Raw genomic sequence first — 19,037 nt, 5'->3', positions numbered from 1 at the left:
CCCTTTCTACTAATTTCCCCGTGTGATTCTGCATAGATTATTAATGTACAAGCATGATCCCGTACATCTTCATCCGCGTATACTAAAGAAATGAATTACAGGAGGAATAGAACATGAAAATAAGAGCACTATTATCGATTGGCATTATGATTATAGGCACATATGCAATGACTCAACTTTTCCTAGGCTACGACAAGAAAGAGGTTACGAAGGTTCTTGGCACCACGGAATCTCAGTTTAGTGTAATGACCTTTTCGGAACCATCCCTTTCAGGTTCCTCCCCCAAAATTTGGAATATAAGTGATGAATCTGAAATTGAAAGCTTACTTGAATTCCTTCAAGATTATCATGTCCGAAAATTAAAACCTGAAAAAATTAATAAGGTTGATGATATCAATCAGTTCATTATTAATTTAACAGATAGTAATGGAGACAACTTTAGCATTATTGTAAATGAAGATCTAATCATCCAAAACTCTTCACTCTATTACGAAGTAGTTGATGGTCCACTAGATGTGGATTGGATTGTTCATTTTCTCATCAGCAATAAAATTTAACCTATCCAATACAGGGGGCAAGATAGTCATTCTATTCTTGTCCTTTTTAAAAAGACAATAAAATATAAGTTTTCTCCTTGAGCATTGTTTAGACTCAAGCGCTTTTCTTATGTGTTTATTTAAGTTGATCAATCAAAAAAATAGCTATCATTAATATGAACAAAAGAAATATGGTATAGATTTGTAGAATCCATTGTTTTGAAGGTTTATTGAATTACCAATCCATAAATCCTCTTACCATAGATACTAAAATCAGATAAGGTCCAAAAAAATAAACAAAGTTAAAATTTTCATACTTTGTAGCTAGAGTCACGGAGCCCATGATAGAACTAATAACAAAACCAATCATCAGGATTGCCAACGCGAAAAATTGAAGACTTTTTGCGCGATCATCCATAGTATTTGTCTTCTTTGTTATATGCAGCTTTCTTTTCAGAAATCGCTCTCCCAGCCACACTGCGATAATTAACACAATACCAATGATAATTAGTTCTTTCACTTTTCCTTGTACCCCATTCTTGAAATGAACTATTATAGTGAACAAATGATTCGAAGGCACCTAACTTCATAGCGAAATCAATTGGTTTCATTATTTCAACATATATAGACTGATACTCTTAACTAATTTGTTGTTCTATATTTATACTTACGTCTATATCCCTTAGAAGTTTCACATTTCGTATATACTTATGGGAAGAGTATTTTAAAGGAGCTAACTAACATGGAATTTAAAAACATCGATGAACAAGTCATTCAAAAATATCAACAAGATGAGCAGCTAATGATTCGGTTGTTTGTACAATGGTGTGCTAATAATGAAGTGAACCCGCATGAGTTATATAGCCGTGCATACCCAGACCAACAAGAAAATGAGACGATGAAGAAAATAGTTGAGGAAGCTAAATTTGAAGAAGATATCGACATTGATAACGAAACAATGCTGGATGTCCTACAACTTTTCGGCAATGATGATCTTGCTTTTATCCTAACAGATGAAATCGAACGTCTTTCAAAAAAGCAAAAATAACACATACTATCTGAAAGTTGTCAAAAAAGGGATTTGTTTTTTTACTTTTACCCTATTCTACTATATACTATTATTTAGTTCGACATCCGTAATAAAAGGGAGAGATTAGATTGGTAAAGAGTATGCCGCTGCGTTCAGAAGTAAAGACAGAAGAAACATGGAATCTGCAAGACCTTTTCAAAACAGAAGAGGAATATGATGCTGCGATAATTGAATTGGTAAAAGAAGTCGATGCATTTGCCGAAAAATTCAATGGCAACATTAGAGATGCTAAATCAGTAATAGAGGCATTGGAAGGCTTTGCGGCTGTTTATGAAAAAGTGGTTCCTGTTGGCACGTATACGAGTTTGTCATCAAGTACAGACCAAACGGATGACGAAGCACAAATGCGCTCAAGCAAGTTTGGTTCCACTGCCGCGAAAATAAACAGCAAACTATCATTCGTCAACAGTCAACTTTCTGAATTACCCATTGATGTTTTGGAAGATGCAATGAAACAGTCAGGTGATTTTAAAAATTACTTGGAGAAATTGATTCGCAAAAAAGAGTACCAATTGCATCCTGAAGTTGAGAAAACTTTAGCTGCCTTCTCTTCCACATTCGCCGGGCCATATGGCTTGTATAACACGACAAAAATGGTGGATATGGCATTTGATGATTTCGAAGTCGACGGGAAAAGTTATCCGTTAAGCTATGTGTCCTTCGAAGGTGACTGGGAGGGCGAAACGGATACCGCCAAACGCCGTGCTGCATTCGATGCATTCTCAGCTAAGTTAAAAGACTATCAACATACAACTGCAAAAACATATGACATGCATTTACAAACGGAAAAAACAACAGCTGACCTAAGAGGGTATAATTCGATTTTCGATTACTTATTATTCACCCAAGAAGTCGATAAATCCATGTATGACCGTCAAATTGATTTAATCACAAAAGAGCTTGCACCGCATATGCGAAAGTACGCGAAACTTCTGCAAAAAGTCCATGGACTTGATAAAATGACGTTTGCCGACTTGAAAATCTCGCTTGATCCAACTTACGAACCAAAAATCACCGTAGATGAATCGAAGAAATATATTGATGATGCCCTTGCTATAATGGGTACTGATTACATGGAGATGGTGGATCGTTCATACAAAGAACGTTGGATTGATTTCGCTCAAAACAAAGGTAAATCAACAGGAGCATTCTGTTCCAGCCCTTATGGCAACCATCCATATATCCTTATTTCATGGACAGGTAGTATGAATGATGTATTCGTCTTAGCTCATGAATTAGGGCATGCGGGTCATTTCTACAATGCAAATCGAGAGCAAAACGTATTCAATGCACGCCCATCCCTGTATTTCATCGAAGCACCTTCGACGATGAATGAAATGCTCGTGGCTAACCACCTATTAGAAAACTCAAATGATCCGAAATTCAAGCGTTGGGTCATTTCATCAATCGTTGCACGCACGTACTACCATAACTTTGTAACGCACTTACTAGAAGCTGCCTACCAACGAAAAGTCTATGAACGCATTGATGCAGGCGGAAGTGTCAACGCCGGTGTATTGAACAACTTGAAACGCGGCGTGCTTGAAGAGTTCTGGGGAGATGATGTGGAGATTAATGAAGGCGCGGAACTTACATGGATGCGTCAGCCACACTACTACATGGGCTTGTATCCATACACATACAGTGCTGGACTCACAATCTCCACTCAAGTATCTAAACGTGTCCTTGAAGAAGGTCAGCCTGCTGTCGATGAATGGCTCGAAGTATTGAAAGCTGGTGGTACAAAATCCCCTGCTGAACTGTCAAAAATGGCAGGTGTCGATATTACAACAGAAAAACCATTGCGTGACACAATCGCTTATATCGGTGATTTGATTGATCAGCTAGTTGTGTTGACGGAAGAAATTGAGGCAAACGAAACGGCTAACGTTTCACAATAAAAAAAAGCGCAAGCGCCTGTTCAGAGGCGCTTGAGTCTAGACGTGAAATATCAGCTTTCGCAGGTTATCCACTGTACAAGATTTTATAATTTCCTAGGCAGGAAGAACAAAAAAAGCTGACGAAACCGTAATGGTCTCGTCAGCTTTTTGACGTTGCTAGTTAGATTTTACTTCATCCACTCTGGTTTACCAAAGCCTTCAAAATCTGAATCAATTACTTTTTCAAATTCTGCTGATTCTACTATTTCAATAATATCTTTAGCAAATTGCTTATCAATGTTTTCCGTTTTTACTGCAACTACGTTTCTGTATATATCAAGCATGTCCTCTAGTGCTAGCGCATCTAATAAATTCATACTTGCAGCCAAGGCAAAGTTTCCAGGAACTGCCGCTAAATCAGTACCGTCAACTGAACGTGGAAGCTGACCCGCTTCGATTGGCTGAAACACCAAGTTCTTCTTATTCATTGTTACATCTTTTTCAGATACTTTTAGCACTTCTGCATTTGGATCTAATTCAATTAGACCTTCATCCTGTAACACTAAAAGGGCGCGGGCTCCATTAACAGGATCGTTTGGAATGGTAACTTTTGCTCCATCCTCAATAGCTTCAATTGTCTTGAATTTATTCGAATAAATGCCCATTGGAGCTGTTGGTACGATAATAAGTGGTGATAATTCAGCTTCCGTTTCTTTAACGACATTTTCTAAATAAGTCGTGTTTTGGAACAGGTTTGCATCAATATCGCCACTTGCCAGTGCATTGTTCGGCTGAATATAATCACTAAACTCAATTAGTTCAACTTTATATCCCTTTTCTTCAAGTCCAGGAATAATCGCCTTTTTCAACATATCACTATATGGTCCAGCGGTTGCACCAATTTTCACAGATTTGTCATCCGAAGCTTTTTCTTTGCCACCACAAGCAGCTAGTGCGGTTCCAACTACAAGTACTAATACAACTAATAGAAACTTTTTCATAATTTTCTCTCTCCCCATCATCGTTTATCAATTACTTTTGAAATCCGATCTCCTGCAAACTGAATTACTTGTACAAATAGTATTAATATCACCACGGTCACTACCATTATTGTATTGTCGTAACGATAGTAGCCGAATCGAATTGCTAAATCCCCGATTCCGCCACCACCAACAACACCAGCCATTGCTGAATAGGCGACTAAACTAATTACTGTAAGTGTCACGCCTTGAATAATACTTGTTTTTGCTTCAGGCAATAGTACATCTTTGATAATCATCCACGGAGTTGCACCAACAGCGATTGCAGCTTCGATAACACCTTTATCAATCTCTCTTAGTGAAGTCTCCACAATTCTTGCGAAAAAAGGGATTGCTGCCGCAGATAATGAAACACTAGCAGCCCCAGGGCCAATCGGAGTACCTACTATTAAAATCGTTAAAGGGATTAACGCGACGAGTAAAATAATAAACGGCACAGAACGGACCATATTGACGATAAAGCCAATAACTGAGTTCAATGCCCGATTTTCTAAAAATAAGCCTTTATCGGTAGTGAACAGCAAAATCCCTAGCGGAAGCCCAATAACAAGTGCGATAACGAGAGAAATACTTATCATATAAAGTGTTTCCCCAAATGCTTTTGTAATATCAGGCATTAACTCTATAACGTGTTGTAAATCAATTCCCATTGTCAATTACCTCCACTTGAGCAGCTCGTGATGACATATAGGCAATTGCCTTTTCTATTTCGTCATCCTCGCCTTTTAGTTCCATCAGGAAAGTACCGAGTGGCCTTTCTTGAATATATTCAATGGAGCCGTGTAGGAAATTACCTTGTATAGTAAATTGCTGCACAGTATCTGAGATAATTCCATCGCCTGCGACATCACCTTTAAACATGACTTTGACCAGTTTGCCCGTGCACTTGCTCAAAATCATTGACGGCACATCAAATGACACAACACTACTAATAAATTCTTTCGTTAATTCTTCTTGAGGATCTGAAAATATATCATATACTTGTCCTTCTTCAATCACTTTTCCATCTTGCATAATTGCCATGCGATCACAAATTTCTTTCACGACATTCATCTCGTGTGTTATTAGAACGATTGTAATCTGTAATTCTTTATTTATTTTCTTCAACAGCCTTAAAATAGATAGCGTCGTATTTGGATCTAATGCAGATGTTGCTTCATCACACAGTAACACTGAAGGATTATTCGCTAGTGCTCGGGCAATACCTACCCGCTGCTTCTGGCCACCACTCAGCTGCGCAGGATAAACATCCCGTTTATCAGAGAGGCCAACCATTTCTAGTAAGTCCGTTACCCGAGCGTTTATTTTATTGGCAGGCGTTTTGGCTGCCCGTAAAGCAAATGCTATATTTTCATATACTGTCTTTTGGCTGATTAAATAAAAGTGTTGAAAAATCATTCCTATTTTCAGACGTGCCTGACGGAGATTATTCCCCCGTAACTTCATCAAATTTAATCCATCTACTAAGATCGTTCCGCTCGTTGGTTTTTCCAACAAATTTAGACAACGGATAAGAGAACTCTTCCCTGCACCTGAGTAACCTACGATTCCGAAAATTTCTCCTGTGTTAATGTCGAGTGAGACATTATCAACACCAGTCACGATTCTCTCTTTTGTTTTGTATACTTTTGATACGTTTTGAATTTGAATCATGCAATTCTCCTCTTTCTATAAATAGAAGTACGAAATCTCAGATGTCTGACCATATAAAAATGCTTCTCTCATATATGAAAGAAGCACCGAAAATAAAAAGGTTTCAGCTCATCTTTCAGAATGAAATTCACTCTGTAGGAGTTAGCACCTTCCTTACATTACGCAAGGGGTTGCTGGACGTCATCGGGCCTATCCCTCAGTCTCTCTTGATAAGTACCATTATGTAATTATTTTGATTGATAAGTTTCATATTAGTATGTTCCAATAAGATTGTCAACATAATATGTTCTGATATATAACAATTTATTATCATTTTCATTTCATTCCATGTATACTGACAATAAGAAAAGCGGAAGGCGCCGTCTAGACGCGACAGGCATAAGTCGATCCAGGGGAAGGCAGTCTAGAGCGCGACGTCCTGTCGCAACGACTGCATACCTGCATCCTTGCAGGCACGACGTGGCGCTCTTTGCCACATAGCTGGATTGCTTTCAAGGAACCTAGCCTAAGTACGCCGCGTCCTGCGGCAATGGCTAGGTGACCCACATCCTTTGGGCCTCAGAGCGGCTGGCGCCTGGAGCTAGACAATAAGAAAAGCGCAAGCGCCTTGGTAGACCCGACAAGCGCTGGAGTCTAGACACTGCTCCAAGTGAAAAACTTATACTATCTTACTCTTTTACACTAAAGATTGGATTACATAGAAGAGAGGTTATTACATGGCACTATCAAATCGACTCAAGAACCTACCACCGCACTTTTTCGCATCACTTGTTCGAAACGTACAAGAAGCACTTTCTGAAGGACGCGACGTTATTAACTTGGGGCGTGGAAATCCCGATCAACCGACACCTCCACATATTATAAAAGCACTCCAAGAAGCAGTCGAAGATCCAACAACACATGGATACTCCCCTTTCAGAGGGACTGCCGAATTAAAACAGGCTGTTGCTGACTTTTATAAACGAGAATACGATGTTCATATTGATCCTAAAACAGAGGTAGCGATTCTATTTGGAACAAAACCTGGATTGGTCGAGTTACCCCTCGCGATTATGAACGAAGATGAATTACTTTTATTGCCGGATCCGGGATATCCCGATTATTTATCGAGTGTAAGCTTAGCCAATATTAAATACGATTTAATGCCATTACTTGCAGAAAACGATTTTTTACCTGATTACTCTGCTCTTTCCGATGAACAAAAGAAGCAAGCAAAATTAATGTATTTGAACTATCCAAATAACCCAACAAGCGCAACAGCCACACTTCCATTTTTCGAAGAAACGATTGCTTTGGCAAAAGACAATGATATTGCAATTTTGCATGACTTTGCCTATGGTGGAATCGGTTTTGACGGTGCGAAACCTGTCAGTTTCCTGCAAGCAGAAGGTGCAAAAGAAGTTGGAATTGAAATGTACACATTGTCAAAAACGTATAATATGGCGGGATGGCGGGTCGGTTTTGCCATCGGTAATGCCGATATTATCGAAGCAATCAGCTTATTGCAGGATCATTTATTCATAGATATATTCCCAGCAATTCAGCGCGCAGCAACAGAGGCATTATCGGGAAGCCAGGATTGTGTGGATGAGCTCGTTTCACTTTACGAAAGCCGCCGGAATGTCTTAATTTCCGAATGTAAACGAATCGGTTGGGATGTCATCGCGCCCGCTGCATCTTTCTTCGCTTGGTTACCTGTACCAGAAGGATATACAAGCGAATCATTCACCAAGTTACTATTAGACAAAGCAGACATTGCCGTAGCACCGGGCCATGCTTTTGGAAGGTATGGTGAAGGGTATATACGTGTTGGCTTATTGGAAAGTGAAGACCGTTTAAAAGAAGCAGTTGCACGAATTGAAAAACTCGATATTTTTTCACGATAAAATAATTTAATTTGAATTTCATATCAAAAAAGCCAGGAGTTTTCTATTCTTGGCTTTTTTGACATGAAATATTCTTAGTTCGTTAGAAACATTGAAAAGAGCGAATATCATTTGGACTTATCACATGATGGATCCAGCCACGCCTTCTTCTCTGTACTTTCCAGCTAGTTATTGTGATTGTTTGTGTCATATTTATCTTCTAGTTTCGGAATTAATTTTTCCCATATCAGATATTTTCATATAAATTTCGATCAACTATGTGATTCAGATTTCCTATAAAGATCACACCTTTTTCATTTCAAGCTAAATCCAATCTGTATAGAATCTGCAATTCTCTTGTAGCCGATCTCTTGGTAGATTTTATTTGCTGTCGGATTCATCAAATCAGTGTAAAGCACACAAAAATCATATTTTTTTAGAAGTTCCTTTGTTCCAGCTGCTACCATCGTCCGCGCGTAGCCTTTCTTTCGCTCTTCCTTTGGTGTAAATACAAGGGAGACAGTTACGCCATGATTTGTCGGTCGGGCTTTTTTCATCATGGAAACTACTTTGCCATTATCCTCCCACAAAAATACTTCCTGTTCGGCTACAAATGATGCAACTCGACTTTTCACATCTTCCACTGCTGTTAGCGGAAGTCCTGCATCTTCCTCAAACAAGTTGAACCACATCTCAATGAGTGAACAATCATCCGTATTTGCCAAACGCCAAGAGCCTGGACTGTGTTCAAGTGTTTCATCTATATTATCTAATCGATACAATCCCTGGTCCATCATCAATTGAGGATACACACTTGTTTTCACTTCCCATTTCTTACTGAAGAGGAATGCCCACGGTTTTAAACCTATGATGGAACTAATTTCAATTTTAAGTTCCAATAGGTTTCTTATTAACAAATCCATACATTCTTCCAAACGGCTTTCATCCGTAAAAATTAGGTTTAACGGATGTGGATAGGTCATTTGAAATAAGGCTAGCACCTGCCCCTCCTCTTCAATCGTCGCCATAAACGGCTTCTCGTATCGGCCAGCTTTAATTGCCTGCAATACACCGAAAAAAAGACTGTATACATCTTCCCTTTTACCTAAAACAGGTTCAGCTTTCAATGCAAATTTTTGCACATCTTGATAACGTCTAAACTCCATCCCCACACCCCATTCACATAAAAATAATAAACATCGAAATATTATAACAATTCTACCACATTTAACCTATATGCTGTGACTCTGATTGAAATCCATTGGTTAGTGGAAAGCTCTCCTTATTGCACTGGAAATTATAAAGCTTCCCTGGGGATAATCTGCAAATGGGCCTAGAATGTTGCCACAGGTTGTGGTGTACTAAGGCTGCGTTCTTCTGTTACAGGCGCTTCCTCTTTTTTTTTGCAAATAAACGTCAAAGTGAGCTGAAAATAATGCCTGTCTTCTGTCCAAAAATGTTATTGGAGGAGCCAACCCCTGATCACCTTGTAAATTGCCAGGAATGCGGCCTTTATGAACAAGGGACACGGATGGTATGGGGTGAAGGTAATCCAGCGGCCCCGATTATGATTATTCTTGACAATCCCGGAGCACGTGAAGATCGTGAAGGCGAGTCATTTGTTTGTGGAACGCGGCAAACGCTACAAGAAGTTGCAAATGAAGCTGGCTTGAAAATAGATGATCTGTATGTCACTTTTATACTAAAAAGGAAGCCCGTTCGAGCATACGACAAAGAATTAGTACGTCAAATTTGTATGAGGCATTTAGTACAGCAGCTTACAGAAAAAAAGCCTACTCTCATTCTTTGTTTAGGAAATGTAGCCGTTCAGTCTTTTTTTCAAAATCCTGAAGCCGAAGTGAAGTCAATGCGGAGTAGTTGGCACGATATACGTGGATTCCAAACAGCGGTCGCCTACCATCCACTTGCAGTTAGACGACGTCCAAACTTACGTAACTTATTTTTGGAGGACTTGACTTTCGTTGCGGATCGCTTTCATTCTTTAGACCTCTAGCTACGATATGAAGTTTTTGTAATCCAATATTACTATTAGAAAAAATATTTATGTTTGATAAATTAATCAGATATGGTAGATAGAATTCAAAAAAACAGGACACACAATTAAGCATGTCCTGTTACCAACTCAGATATTTGGTTGTTTTGAAGTATTCAATATTTCTAGTTCTTCTTTACTTCCAACGTGATCAAGTTCTTTATTTTTTTCAATTTCATGCATGTCAAGAACGTGTTGGGTAGGTGGGATTAATAGACTTATTACAATAATTGTCACTCCAGAAAAAATCACACCTGAGAAAACAGGCGTTAGCCACAATTCGCCCAACAAGCCCAAAAACCCATCCGATTGAATTTTCGGCCCAGGAACGTGAGTAAGTGACGTAATAATATAATATACGAGTCCAACAGATATACTTGCCCATACAGCCGGAGTACTTACCCGCTTCCAAAATGGGCCTAAAACGATTGGCCAGAACAATGTAACAAATACAACATCCCATGCTAAATAGGCTAAATCAATAACTTTTTGAGCACTTAGCGCCAGGATTAAACCTAACAATGCACTTGCAAGAATCACCATTCTGGAAAAAAACAATAGTTTTTTCGGATCAGGATTCTTATTAATAAAATCTAAATAAATATTTTTAGTAACAATTCCTGAGGTTGCTACATAACATGCCGCAACAGTTGACATACCCATCGCCGCCATCGCTGTTAAAAAGATAGCAGATAAAATAGGTGGGAAATAACCTTGTGCAAAAACAAGCATCAATGTTTCGGGATTGGAACTGTTCGGATAAATAGATTTAAAAGCTTCCCCTAACATTCCAGGTATCCAACTAATAGCGATGATTACTGAACCTGCAATAATCATACTCAGCTGTGCGACACGCGGACTTTTTGCCGCTGCAACACGCTGACCTAAGTCCACTGCTGGAATATCACCAAGAGCTAAAACTAAATAGAGTGTCCAGAATTCAACTCCACCTCTACTAAATAATTCATTTACATTCCACCAATCAGGGTTAAATGTAACATCAGGATAATAGAATAAAACAAATATGGTTATCCCAAGGATTCCGGCTACCGCTAGTGCCCCTTGAACAATTTCGGTGTAAGCGACAGCCCATAAGCCTCCAATAACGGAGTAGAGTGCCGTTAACGAAACAAATAATAGTGCAGCTGGAAGGAAATCGATTTGGAAAAGTTGTTGGATAATATAAGTACCCCCAACAGTGAGAGCTGCGGCATTGAAAATACCAAATGCTACCGCCATCACGATTCCCGTGTATGCTCCTAATCTTTTACTACCATATCTCAATCCGTAGTAGTCCGCTAGTGTCCATCCTCTTAATCTTCTTAGGGGCTTAGTCCAGATTAATGCCCCTAAAATCATACATGTACCTAGTCCGCCCATTGTTGCGGATCCTTCAAAGCCTCCACTTGTATAACCTGAGCCGACAGCAGCAAAAAAGAATGGAGCTGCTAATAACGCGGCAATTAAACTCCCAGTTACAACAGATAACGGCATACTCCAGCCCGCCACAATTAAATCTTCGGCAGTTTTGACGCGCTTATATCCTTTATAGCCAATGTAATAAATAAAAACTAAATATACACAAAATACGACGATATTCATCAATTCAAGTGCTCCTCATCTATCTTTTATCCGTTCATAACTACTCCACCGTTTGGAGTTAGTATTTGACCTGTATAAAAATCCGCATTTTCTGATGCTAAAAATAACACAGTTTTGGCGATTTCCTCAGGTTGAGCCAAGCGCTTTAGTGGATATTTCGCTGACTCTTCCGCGATATAGTTTTCACCGAAAGCTTCGAGGATGCCAGTATATGTTCCACTAGGCGCCACAGCGTTGACCAATATATTCGGTGCCAACTCTCTTGCCAAAGCTTTTGTAAAAGCATTAATACCGCCTTTTGCCGCTGAATAATGGGTGAATTCTTCACACCCAAGACTTCCTATATCTGAAGAGATGTTAATAATTTTACCTTTATTTTTTTCCTTCATTCTTTTCGCCGCTTCTCGGCAATTATAAAAGTTTCCGTAAAGATGAACCTTTATCATTTTGTCCCACTGCTCATCAGTTAAATCTGTAATAGGAGCATTCTGTGCAAACCCGGCATTGTTGACAAGAATATCTATTGCTCCTAGCTGGTTGTCCATATACTGAAACATATCCTGCACTTGTTTAGAGTCAGATACATCCGCACAATATTTTAGTGCATTCACGCCATGGTCCTTCGCTTGTAGACGAACTGTTTCCGCCTCTTGATCGCTGCCAATATAGTTTATTAAAATATTTGCTCCCTGTTCAGCAAAAGCTAAAGCAATTGCCTTGCCTATCCCCATACTAGAGCCTGTAATGAGAACATTTTTACCGGTAAGCTTTAAATCCATTAATCTTCACTCTCCAATTTAAAGTTTGTAATTAGGGACTGCAGCTTCTCCGCAGTTTGGCCTAATGAAGCAGATGCTTCTTTCACTTCTTGCATCGACACCAATTGTTCTTGTGTAGCTTGTGAGACATTCAATGAAAACTCGGTAGATTGTTGAGATGTTTTCTTAATATTATTAACGGATGCGACTACTTCTTCAGAGGATGCAGAAATTTCTTGAGATGCAGCAGAAATTTCCCGGATTTGATCTGCGACTTCATCTGCAGATTGTACAATCCTTTTAAATATCTCGCCTACTTCATTCGTATAATCCATTCCCACTCTTACGTCTTCTTTTCCTTTTTCCATCACGGTTACAGAGGCATTAGAATCCGTTTGAATCATATGAATTAGTTGGAAAATCTCTTTAGCCGACTGAGATGATTGTTCAGCTAAACGCCTTACTTCATCTGCAACGACAGCAAATCCTTTACCATGCTCACCAGCTCTGGCTGCTTCAATAGCAGCGTTTAGTGCTAACAAATTTGTTTGCTCTGCTATAGCAGTAATAATGTTCACAATGTCGCTAATCTTATTAGAATTAGCATGTAAACCATTAATAGTTTCCTCTATTTGTTCTACAGATGTATTAATTAATTGCATTTGATCAATCACCTGTTGGACAACCTTATTTCCTTGTTCAGCAGCAATTGAGGCCGTCAGAGACGATTCAGAAGCCGTATTGGCTGAATCAGCGATTTGTTGTATTCCCCCCGCTGTTTCTTCCATCGCAGCAGCTGTTTCTTCAGTCATCACCAAAGAAGTTTCAGCATTTTGAGCGATATTCTTCATTTCTTTTGAAACGTTTGTTGAACTAATATACGATTCTGTCGCATTCATAGTTAGCTGATTGGCTGATGATGCAACGTGATCAGATGTATTTCTAATGTTTAATATGACATGTTGCAAATTTGAAACCATTGTTTTTATCGATTGTGAAAGTTGTCCAACTTCATCATTTGTAATCTGAAGATCAACATCGTTCAATTCTCCATTTGCCACTTGGTCTGCAACAATGACCACTTTTTTAAGTGGTAATAAAAGCCGATCAATTGTAAAATACAGCAATACTAATAAGATTAAAATTCCGATTACTGCAATAATAATCTGTTTTGTAACACTTTTTTTTATGATGGTATCAATATAATCCGCAGAGTAATCAATTCCTAACACTGCAATTGTATTTCCGCTTTCATCTTTAAGAGGGCTGAAAACTGTTCGCCATGATCCGAATGAGTCCTCAAAAATAGTTGTTACCTCTGATTGATCATTTTTAATTGCGAGCTTAGCAGTATCTACATGAACAGGAGCAAGATCAGTAAACAATTCCCCCGCTTCATACGCTTCATTCAAATTTTCAGTATAGCCGATAGGAGTGACGCCATTATCCTCCATCTCCCATATATAACTCCAAAACATGATTCCCTGTTCTTCCCTTATGCCATCCAAGGTACTTTGCATTTTCAAAAATTCAGGATCGTCTTCCCCTTGAACTTTCAATAGACCATCTATATCTTTGGAATCTAGGTTCATGGCTGTCAATAAGCCAACACTTTTTAACTCTTGTTCTAGGTCATTTTCTAACTGGCCGTTCAATTGAGAAATACTTTGTGTCGTTAGAACAGAAAAAAGTGCTAAAACAATAATAGAAACTGTAAGTAAAAGTTTATACTTTAATGACATGTTTTTAAAAAAACTCATAATAATTATTTCCTCCTCTTCAATTTTTGTATCTTTCTTTACACATAAAAAAAGCCCATTTCACAATGAAATAGGCAAATAAAAAAACTAGACTATTATCTAGCATTTCTTGAGCAGCTCAGCCGTCATAGTAATAATTACTTTAGACCTGTAGCTTTGCGTCCCTATTTTTCAATAAGTTTGCCTATAACCATCAAAAAATATACCACATAGTCTAATAGATGGCAATAATAAGTACCAAAAGATTCATAGGATAGTATAATGACGCCACTTAATGTCCTACTTTTAAAACACCAAACTAGTATATAGTCATTGGTGAAAAAAGAGAAATAGTGTCTTTACTCCCCCGTCCATATTTATTTTCCGCTGTTTTAAATTGTTACATCAATTCTTTTACAAGGATAGCATTGCTGGAAATTTCAATATCAAAAGTATTCTCATTTTTGGTAACTTCAACTTTTCCTCTTCCAGGTAAGTAGCAATGCCTAATATGCTATAGAAAGGTGTTGCTATGAAAACGCTATATAAAAATGCGAATAGCTTGCTCGACCTATCTATTTGTTTATCCTGTTTCATCAGATTCATCTTGCCCTTTTACTATTGAGCATTTTTACTTTTTTCCACTAACCTGCCCATTTGGTGCAATAAACAACAAATTACATAATTCAACATTTCAATAATCAATTTGTTGTTATTGCTTATCGTCAAAAATTATTTCTATTTCTGTTAAACAAAAGTTTTAGATACTGAAAATTTCACAACCATTTTTCCGTGCAAAATACTTTTTTGGAACCTGTATCTAACTTCACTTGTTTGCCAATAGCAAATGGATGCATTGGATGGGTGTGGCACGTATCGAACTCAGCTAAAATGGGAATATCCATCCCATCTAATTGCTCTATCAGTAGGTCCAATGGCTGCTTGCCAGTACCTAAATCATCATACTGTTCATGTTTACCTAAAATAATACCAGCAACTTTATCAAAAAACCCTTGCACTTTTAGCATTGCAAAATTCTTCTCAACAATTGAGGCATTTTTCATACAATCCTCAATTAATAAAATATCGCCTTGTTTAATTGTAGGGAAATAAGAAGAGCCAATAAATCCATACATCGAATTCACATTGCCACCTATTAATCGTCCTTCTGCAACACCACTATGTCCAGTCACCCACTTATTATTAAAAAGCGTTTTCTCTGTCGTTTTTTCTAACCAGTTCACAGGCTCATCAGACCAAAATGGAGACATTGGCACTTCATAAGGTAGCTCTGTCTCTTTCATAAAATATTGTTCGAAATATTGATAAGTATCATTTACTAGTGGTTCAAATTCACCGAACGAAGGTATTAAAGCAGGTCCATAATATGTTGAGATACCTGTTTTTGCATAAAGGGCGAGTAAAACAGCCGTTGCATCAGAATACCCAACGACTAGCTTTGGATTTTGCTTAAATGCTTCATAATCAATATATGGCAGCATGCTATTTGAGTTCGTGCCACCAATTGTGGACATAATCATCTTTATATTCGGATCTCTTAATAGCTCATTTAGTTCATCTGCGCGTGCTTTAGGTGAACCGGAACGATAAACATCAGACTGTCCTGTCAATTTACCTTCTACAATAACAAACCCTTTTGATTCTAAAAATGCTTTTGCACGTTCAAACCGTTGCAACGCAGTAACAGTTGCGGGTGAAGATGGTGTGAAAATACCGATTGTATCTCCCTTTTCTAATCGTTTCATCATTAATTATCCCCTTTTTTCATAATTTAGATAGCCCAAAAAACTTAAGAATTTTCAATTTAATAGTGAAGTATACAACTTTAATCTTGACTTATAATCACGAATACTTGTTATTATACTCCATCTATTTAATAGTTTCTATTAAATTTCAGAATAATCCATTTCCTAACATCCGATTCACTATATAATCATAGCTTCCACTGTTTTTTAATTCCTTTGCTAAATCAAGGTGATTTTTCTCGTTTTGTGCTTTGCTTTCTTCCCATTGTCCAGTTATTGCATGAAAATCGTATAGAAGTCTTGCTGTATCACCTAAATCATGCAAACTTTTCATGCTCGGTATGTCTGAATGAGGCAAGGTCTTATAGGATAGTTCGCTAGCAAAATATATGAACTCCTTTTCCAGTGCGTAAAACAAGTTATATACAATTAATTAAGTATTTCTTCCCACTCGTCTGAGCATACTAACGGGCAAGGCTTATACAGCATTGTTGCATTATTCATGCATGCAACATTCCTAAAAAATTAATGCTTTTAACCATTGTTTATGTAAAACTTTAAGGAGGATATTTATTGTATGTATGATGTTGTTATTATTGGCGGTGGTCCGTGTGGCTTATCAACGGGTCTTGCTCTACAAGAAAAAGGACTTTCTTATGTGATTATTGAAAAAGAGGCGATTGTCAATTCCATTGTCAACTGTCCATTACACATGACTTTCTATAGTACTTCTGACCGCTTAGAAATCGGCAACATTCCATTCCTATCTCAAGATGTCCGTCCAAATCGAACTGAACTATTAAAATATTATCGTCTTGTAACTGAGAGACAAGAAATTAATATTAAGTGCTATCAAAAGGTTAATTCTATTTCAAAGAATGCAGCATCCTTTACTATCCACGCAGAAGATCGTAATGGCAACACCATTCCTTACGAAGCGAAGATGATTGTTATTGCAACAGGAATTTTCGATACGCCAAGACAACTAGGTGTAGACGGAGATAATCTAGCGAAGGTATCACATTACTATAAAGAAGGTCACCTCTATTATGGACAACATGTTACAGTTGTGGGTGGTAAAAATTCAGCAATTGAAGCTGCTATTGATCTTTATCGTAATGGGGCCAAGGTTACACTTATCCATCGTGGAGAAACTGTCTTAGAAGGCATTAAACCATCGTTGTTATTAGATATGCGTAACCTTCTTAAAAAAGGAAAAATTGATTTTCATCCCAATTCCAGTATTGCTGCTATCGATGAATCAACTATTCGCATAAACTCTTCTGACGGAACAGTTACACTTCAAAATGACTATGTATTTTCCCTCATCGGTTATCAACCCAATATCTCTCTGCTTCAAAGCATTGGAATTCAAACTGACCTCTCTTCATTAGTTCCTTCCTTTAATCAAGAGACATATGAATCAAATGTCAAGAACGTTTTTCTTTCTGGTGTTGTAACGGGTGGCATTACAAATCGTGTTTACATTGAAGACGGACGCTTCCATGGCATGAAAATTGCAAATGAAATTGCACAACGTCTGTCCTATGTTCAAAGTAACTTATGATGTTAAAAGCTCACCAAATCACAATGATTGTGACTTGGTGAGCTTTTTTCAATTACAGACGATTTAAATTTAAACTATTTATGATCCCCTAAATAATAGGCTATCAGGCATATTATTTTATTATTCAATTCCATATCCTATTACTTTCCCTTCCACTTGGCTTAATGATAAAGGTCCGAAGTGACGGCTGTCTATACTTCTCCACCACTGGTCCCCCAGCACAAATACTGTGCCTTCTGGTACTAAAATGGCTTCCATGCTTTCTTCAAAATCTTCTTCAGTCATAGAGGAATTTTGAGAATCGACTGTTTCCAAATACTTTTTTTTATTCATTCCTCTTACGGTTGGAAATGAATAAAAAGACTCTAGTTTCATTTCATCAATATATAGCTGACCTTCTCTAATTTCAATTCTCTCTCCTGGTAAGCCCACAACTCTTGATATATAATTCCCTGCTAGATTTAAATTTGGATTTCCATTTGAATACTTCGGTGTTGCAAAATAAATAACGTCCCCGCGTTGAAAGCCAGAGACTCTTGGCTCTACTACAATTCTTTTTCCAGTACCTATTGTTTCATAATCGTGATTTCCTTTGTCCATATTATCTATTCCGTATTCTACAGTGATCATATTTGACTCTACTTCGACCATTGGAATTTCAGGGACGGATTGATCATCAATGATTGTTTTCTGACTTTCAACTTCAGATGTATACTCTTTAATCGTCATCATTAAAAATAGTCCAACAGCAAAGATGGCAAAGCTAGAAAAAATTAGTGGGAGCATATTAAATTTCTTTTTTCCACTTTTAGCAATGACTTTCTCCAAGCTAATCATTCGATCAGTTTCTAATCTATCAACATCCTTCAACTCGTTAAACTCACCATCAAATTCATCGAAGTCATTCATCCGTTCTCCCCCTCCATTCTGTACATTTCTTTTTTCAGCGCAGCAAATGCCCGCACCATTGTTGATTTCACCTTTGTCTCAGTCCACCCTAAGATATATGCTGTTTCTTTGATCGAGCTTTCGTTGATTTTCCGTAAAATAAGGACGTCACGATAGGTTGGCTTCAAACTAGCTAGCGCATTGTACAACCTTACAGTCATATCCTTTTTCAGTAATTCATCTTCCAGCGAAAGATTGCTTGTATCCACATTCAGATCTTTATCAAGACTGAAAAATCGAATGATCCTTTTCCGCCTGAAATGATCATACGTAGCATTTCTAGCTATCTTCAATAGCCATGTCAACATACTAGCTTGTTTATTAAACGAATGAATATTTTTGAACGCTCTATAAAAAGTTTCTTGGGTCAGATCTTCCGCCAACTCCTTCTGACGGACTTGTAAAAAGATATATCGATAAATGCGATCACTATATTCTACATAAAGCTGTTCTAGACTTTTCTCCACTGCCCCTCACCCTTACTAGACGAACTACTTTCAAAAAGGAGTCGGAAATATGAAATAATGTGCCTGCTTTACT

General features: G+C 37.9%; 17 protein-coding genes and 2 riboswitches. Of the genes, 6 read left to right on the top strand and 11 right to left on the bottom strand.

What is annotated here, in order from left to right:
- Positions 1-113: 113 nt before the first annotated feature.
- Positions 114-557 carry a hypothetical protein gene (locus H7992_RS07855; protein WP_067207247.1) on the top strand — a complete coding sequence of 148 codons (444 nt, stop codon included), beginning with the start codon at positions 114-116 and terminating at the stop codon, positions 555-557.
- A 214-nt stretch (positions 558-771) separates the two neighbouring features.
- On the opposite strand, the gene H7992_RS07850 is transcribed toward H7992_RS07855, so the two are convergent.
- Positions 772-1,056: a DUF4181 domain-containing protein gene (locus H7992_RS07850; protein WP_187047189.1), complete on the bottom strand. Its 285-nt coding sequence runs from the start codon at positions 1,054-1,056 to the stop codon at positions 772-774.
- A gap of 222 nt (positions 1,057-1,278) precedes the next feature.
- Between H7992_RS07850 and H7992_RS07845 the strand changes: the two genes are divergently transcribed.
- Together H7992_RS07845 and pepF are read left to right on the top strand one after the other, a co-directional pair.
- The gene (locus tag H7992_RS07845; RefSeq protein ID WP_187047188.1) at positions 1,279-1,584 is read left to right on the top strand and encodes a hypothetical protein; all 306 of its coding nucleotides are present in this window, start codon (positions 1,279-1,281) and stop codon (positions 1,582-1,584) included.
- A 110-nt stretch (positions 1,585-1,694) separates the two neighbouring features.
- Positions 1,695-3,527 (top strand): oligoendopeptidase F, encoded by a 1,833-nt coding sequence (gene pepF, locus H7992_RS07840; protein ID WP_187047187.1) that lies wholly within the window; start codon positions 1,695-1,697, stop codon positions 3,525-3,527.
- A gap of 167 nt (positions 3,528-3,694) precedes the next feature.
- Here pepF and H7992_RS07835 read toward each other — a convergent pair whose 3' ends face one another.
- Genes H7992_RS07835 through H7992_RS07825 form a run of 3 tightly spaced genes read right to left on the bottom strand, consistent with a single transcriptional unit; the run spans position 3,695 to position 6,199 of the window.
- Positions 3,695-4,507: a MetQ/NlpA family ABC transporter substrate-binding protein gene (locus tag H7992_RS07835; RefSeq protein ID WP_067213880.1), complete on the bottom strand. Its 813-nt coding sequence runs from the start codon at positions 4,505-4,507 to the stop codon at positions 3,695-3,697.
- Between the two features lie 17 nt (positions 4,508-4,524).
- On the bottom strand, positions 4,525-5,196 hold the full coding sequence (locus H7992_RS07830) for a methionine ABC transporter permease (RefSeq protein WP_067207239.1): 672 nt from the start codon (positions 5,194-5,196) through the stop codon (positions 4,525-4,527).
- On the bottom strand, positions 5,186-6,199 hold the full coding sequence (locus tag H7992_RS07825; RefSeq protein WP_187047186.1) for a methionine ABC transporter ATP-binding protein: 1,014 nt from the start codon (positions 6,197-6,199) through the stop codon (positions 5,186-5,188). Before H7992_RS07825 ends, H7992_RS07830 begins: the two co-directional genes overlap by 11 nt.
- A gap of 105 nt (positions 6,200-6,304) precedes the next feature.
- A riboswitch (SAM riboswitch) is annotated at positions 6,305-6,415 on the bottom strand.
- A 500-nt stretch (positions 6,416-6,915) separates the two neighbouring features.
- Here H7992_RS07825 and H7992_RS07820 point away from each other — a divergent pair.
- A complete protein-coding gene (locus H7992_RS07820; RefSeq protein WP_187047185.1) occupies positions 6,916-8,085 on the top strand; it encodes a pyridoxal phosphate-dependent aminotransferase in 1,170 nt (389 codons plus the stop codon).
- 293 nt (positions 8,086-8,378) lie between these two features.
- Here the strand turns inward: H7992_RS07820 and H7992_RS07815 are convergent, their stop codons facing one another.
- Positions 8,379-9,230 (bottom strand): GNAT family N-acetyltransferase, encoded by an 852-nt coding sequence (locus H7992_RS07815; protein WP_187047184.1) that lies wholly within the window; start codon positions 9,228-9,230, stop codon positions 8,379-8,381.
- 365 nt (positions 9,231-9,595) lie between these two features.
- Between H7992_RS07815 and H7992_RS07810 the strand changes: the two genes are divergently transcribed.
- The gene (locus H7992_RS07810; protein WP_370569978.1) at positions 9,596-10,078 is read left to right on the top strand and encodes a uracil-DNA glycosylase; all 483 of its coding nucleotides are present in this window, start codon (positions 9,596-9,598) and stop codon (positions 10,076-10,078) included.
- A gap of 129 nt (positions 10,079-10,207) precedes the next feature.
- On the opposite strand, the gene H7992_RS07805 is transcribed toward H7992_RS07810, so the two are convergent.
- The 4 genes from H7992_RS07805 to H7992_RS07790 all read right to left on the bottom strand — a co-directional run bounded on the left by H7992_RS07805 (position 10,208) and on the right by H7992_RS07790 (position 15,982).
- Positions 10,208-11,719: a sodium:solute symporter family protein gene (locus H7992_RS07805; RefSeq protein WP_255428679.1), complete on the bottom strand. Its 1,512-nt coding sequence runs from the start codon at positions 11,717-11,719 to the stop codon at positions 10,208-10,210.
- 26 nt (positions 11,720-11,745) lie between these two features.
- On the bottom strand, positions 11,746-12,498 hold the full coding sequence (locus tag H7992_RS07800) for an SDR family NAD(P)-dependent oxidoreductase (protein WP_187047182.1): 753 nt from the start codon (positions 12,496-12,498) through the stop codon (positions 11,746-11,748).
- Positions 12,498-14,237, bottom strand: a complete 1,740-nt coding sequence (locus H7992_RS07795) for a methyl-accepting chemotaxis protein (protein WP_187047181.1) — start codon at positions 14,235-14,237, stop codon at positions 12,498-12,500. The genes H7992_RS07800 and H7992_RS07795 overlap by 1 nt, the downstream gene beginning before the upstream one ends.
- A 109-nt stretch (positions 14,238-14,346) precedes the next feature.
- Positions 14,347-14,432: riboswitch (cyclic di-GMP riboswitch) on the bottom strand.
- Positions 14,433-14,992: 560 nt separating this feature from the next.
- Positions 14,993-15,982, bottom strand: a complete 990-nt coding sequence (locus tag H7992_RS07790) for a S66 family peptidase (RefSeq protein ID WP_187047826.1) — start codon at positions 15,980-15,982, stop codon at positions 14,993-14,995.
- A gap of 577 nt (positions 15,983-16,559) precedes the next feature.
- On the opposite strand from H7992_RS07790, the gene H7992_RS07785 reads away from it, so the two are divergent.
- Positions 16,560-17,549 carry a YpdA family putative bacillithiol disulfide reductase gene (locus H7992_RS07785; protein WP_187047180.1) on the top strand — a complete coding sequence of 330 codons (990 nt, stop codon included), beginning with the start codon at positions 16,560-16,562 and terminating at the stop codon, positions 17,547-17,549.
- 120 nt (positions 17,550-17,669) lie between these two features.
- On the opposite strand, the gene lepB is transcribed toward H7992_RS07785, so the two are convergent.
- Together lepB and H7992_RS07775 are read right to left on the bottom strand one after the other, a co-directional pair.
- Positions 17,670-18,458: a signal peptidase I gene (lepB, locus tag H7992_RS07780; protein WP_187047179.1), complete on the bottom strand. Its 789-nt coding sequence runs from the start codon at positions 18,456-18,458 to the stop codon at positions 17,670-17,672.
- Positions 18,455-18,964 (bottom strand): RNA polymerase sigma factor, encoded by a 510-nt coding sequence (locus tag H7992_RS07775; protein ID WP_187047178.1) that lies wholly within the window; start codon positions 18,962-18,964, stop codon positions 18,455-18,457. Before H7992_RS07775 ends, lepB begins: the two co-directional genes overlap by 4 nt.
- Positions 18,965-19,037: the final 73 nt, after the last annotated feature.

It is taken from the genome of Sporosarcina sp. resist, from assembly GCF_014302295.1.
In the GTDB taxonomy this organism is placed as follows: domain Bacteria; phylum Bacillota; class Bacilli; order Bacillales_A; family Planococcaceae; genus Sporosarcina; species Sporosarcina psychrophila.
Note: the sequence above shows the minus strand (reverse complement) of the source record. Positions and strands in the feature narration are given on the sequence as shown.

Coding starts and splice junctions, on each gene's coding strand:
- H7992_RS07830 (WP_067207239.1), bottom strand. CDS start 5,196: ATGGGAATTGATTTACAACACGTTATAGAGTTAATGCCTGATATTACA.
- H7992_RS07845 (WP_187047188.1), top strand. CDS start 1,279: ATGGAATTTAAAAACATCGATGAACAAGTCATTCAAAAATATCAACAA.
- H7992_RS07790 (WP_187047826.1), bottom strand. CDS start 15,982: ATGAAACGATTAGAAAAGGGAGATACAATCGGTATTTTCACACCATCT.
- H7992_RS07785 (WP_187047180.1), top strand. CDS start 16,560: ATGTATGATGTTGTTATTATTGGCGGTGGTCCGTGTGGCTTATCAACG.
- H7992_RS07825 (WP_187047186.1), bottom strand. CDS start 6,199: ATGATTCAAATTCAAAACGTATCAAAAGTATACAAAACAAAAGAGAGA.
- H7992_RS07820 (WP_187047185.1), top strand. CDS start 6,916: ATGGCACTATCAAATCGACTCAAGAACCTACCACCGCACTTTTTCGCA.
- H7992_RS07800 (WP_187047182.1), bottom strand. CDS start 12,498: ATGGATTTAAAGCTTACCGGTAAAAATGTTCTCATTACAGGCTCTAGT.
- H7992_RS07805 (WP_255428679.1), bottom strand. CDS start 11,719: ATGAATATCGTCGTATTTTGTGTATATTTAGTTTTTATTTATTACATT.
- lepB (WP_187047179.1), bottom strand. CDS start 18,458: ATGAATGACTTCGATGAATTTGATGGTGAGTTTAACGAGTTGAAGGAT.
- H7992_RS07835 (WP_067213880.1), bottom strand. CDS start 4,507: ATGAAAAAGTTTCTATTAGTTGTATTAGTACTTGTAGTTGGAACCGCA.
- H7992_RS07795 (WP_187047181.1), bottom strand. CDS start 14,237: ATGAGTTTTTTTAAAAACATGTCATTAAAGTATAAACTTTTACTTACA.
- H7992_RS07855 (WP_067207247.1), top strand. CDS start 114: ATGAAAATAAGAGCACTATTATCGATTGGCATTATGATTATAGGCACA.
- H7992_RS07810 (WP_370569978.1), top strand. CDS start 9,596: ATGGTATGGGGTGAAGGTAATCCAGCGGCCCCGATTATGATTATTCTT.
- H7992_RS07815 (WP_187047184.1), bottom strand. CDS start 9,230: ATGGAGTTTAGACGTTATCAAGATGTGCAAAAATTTGCATTGAAAGCT.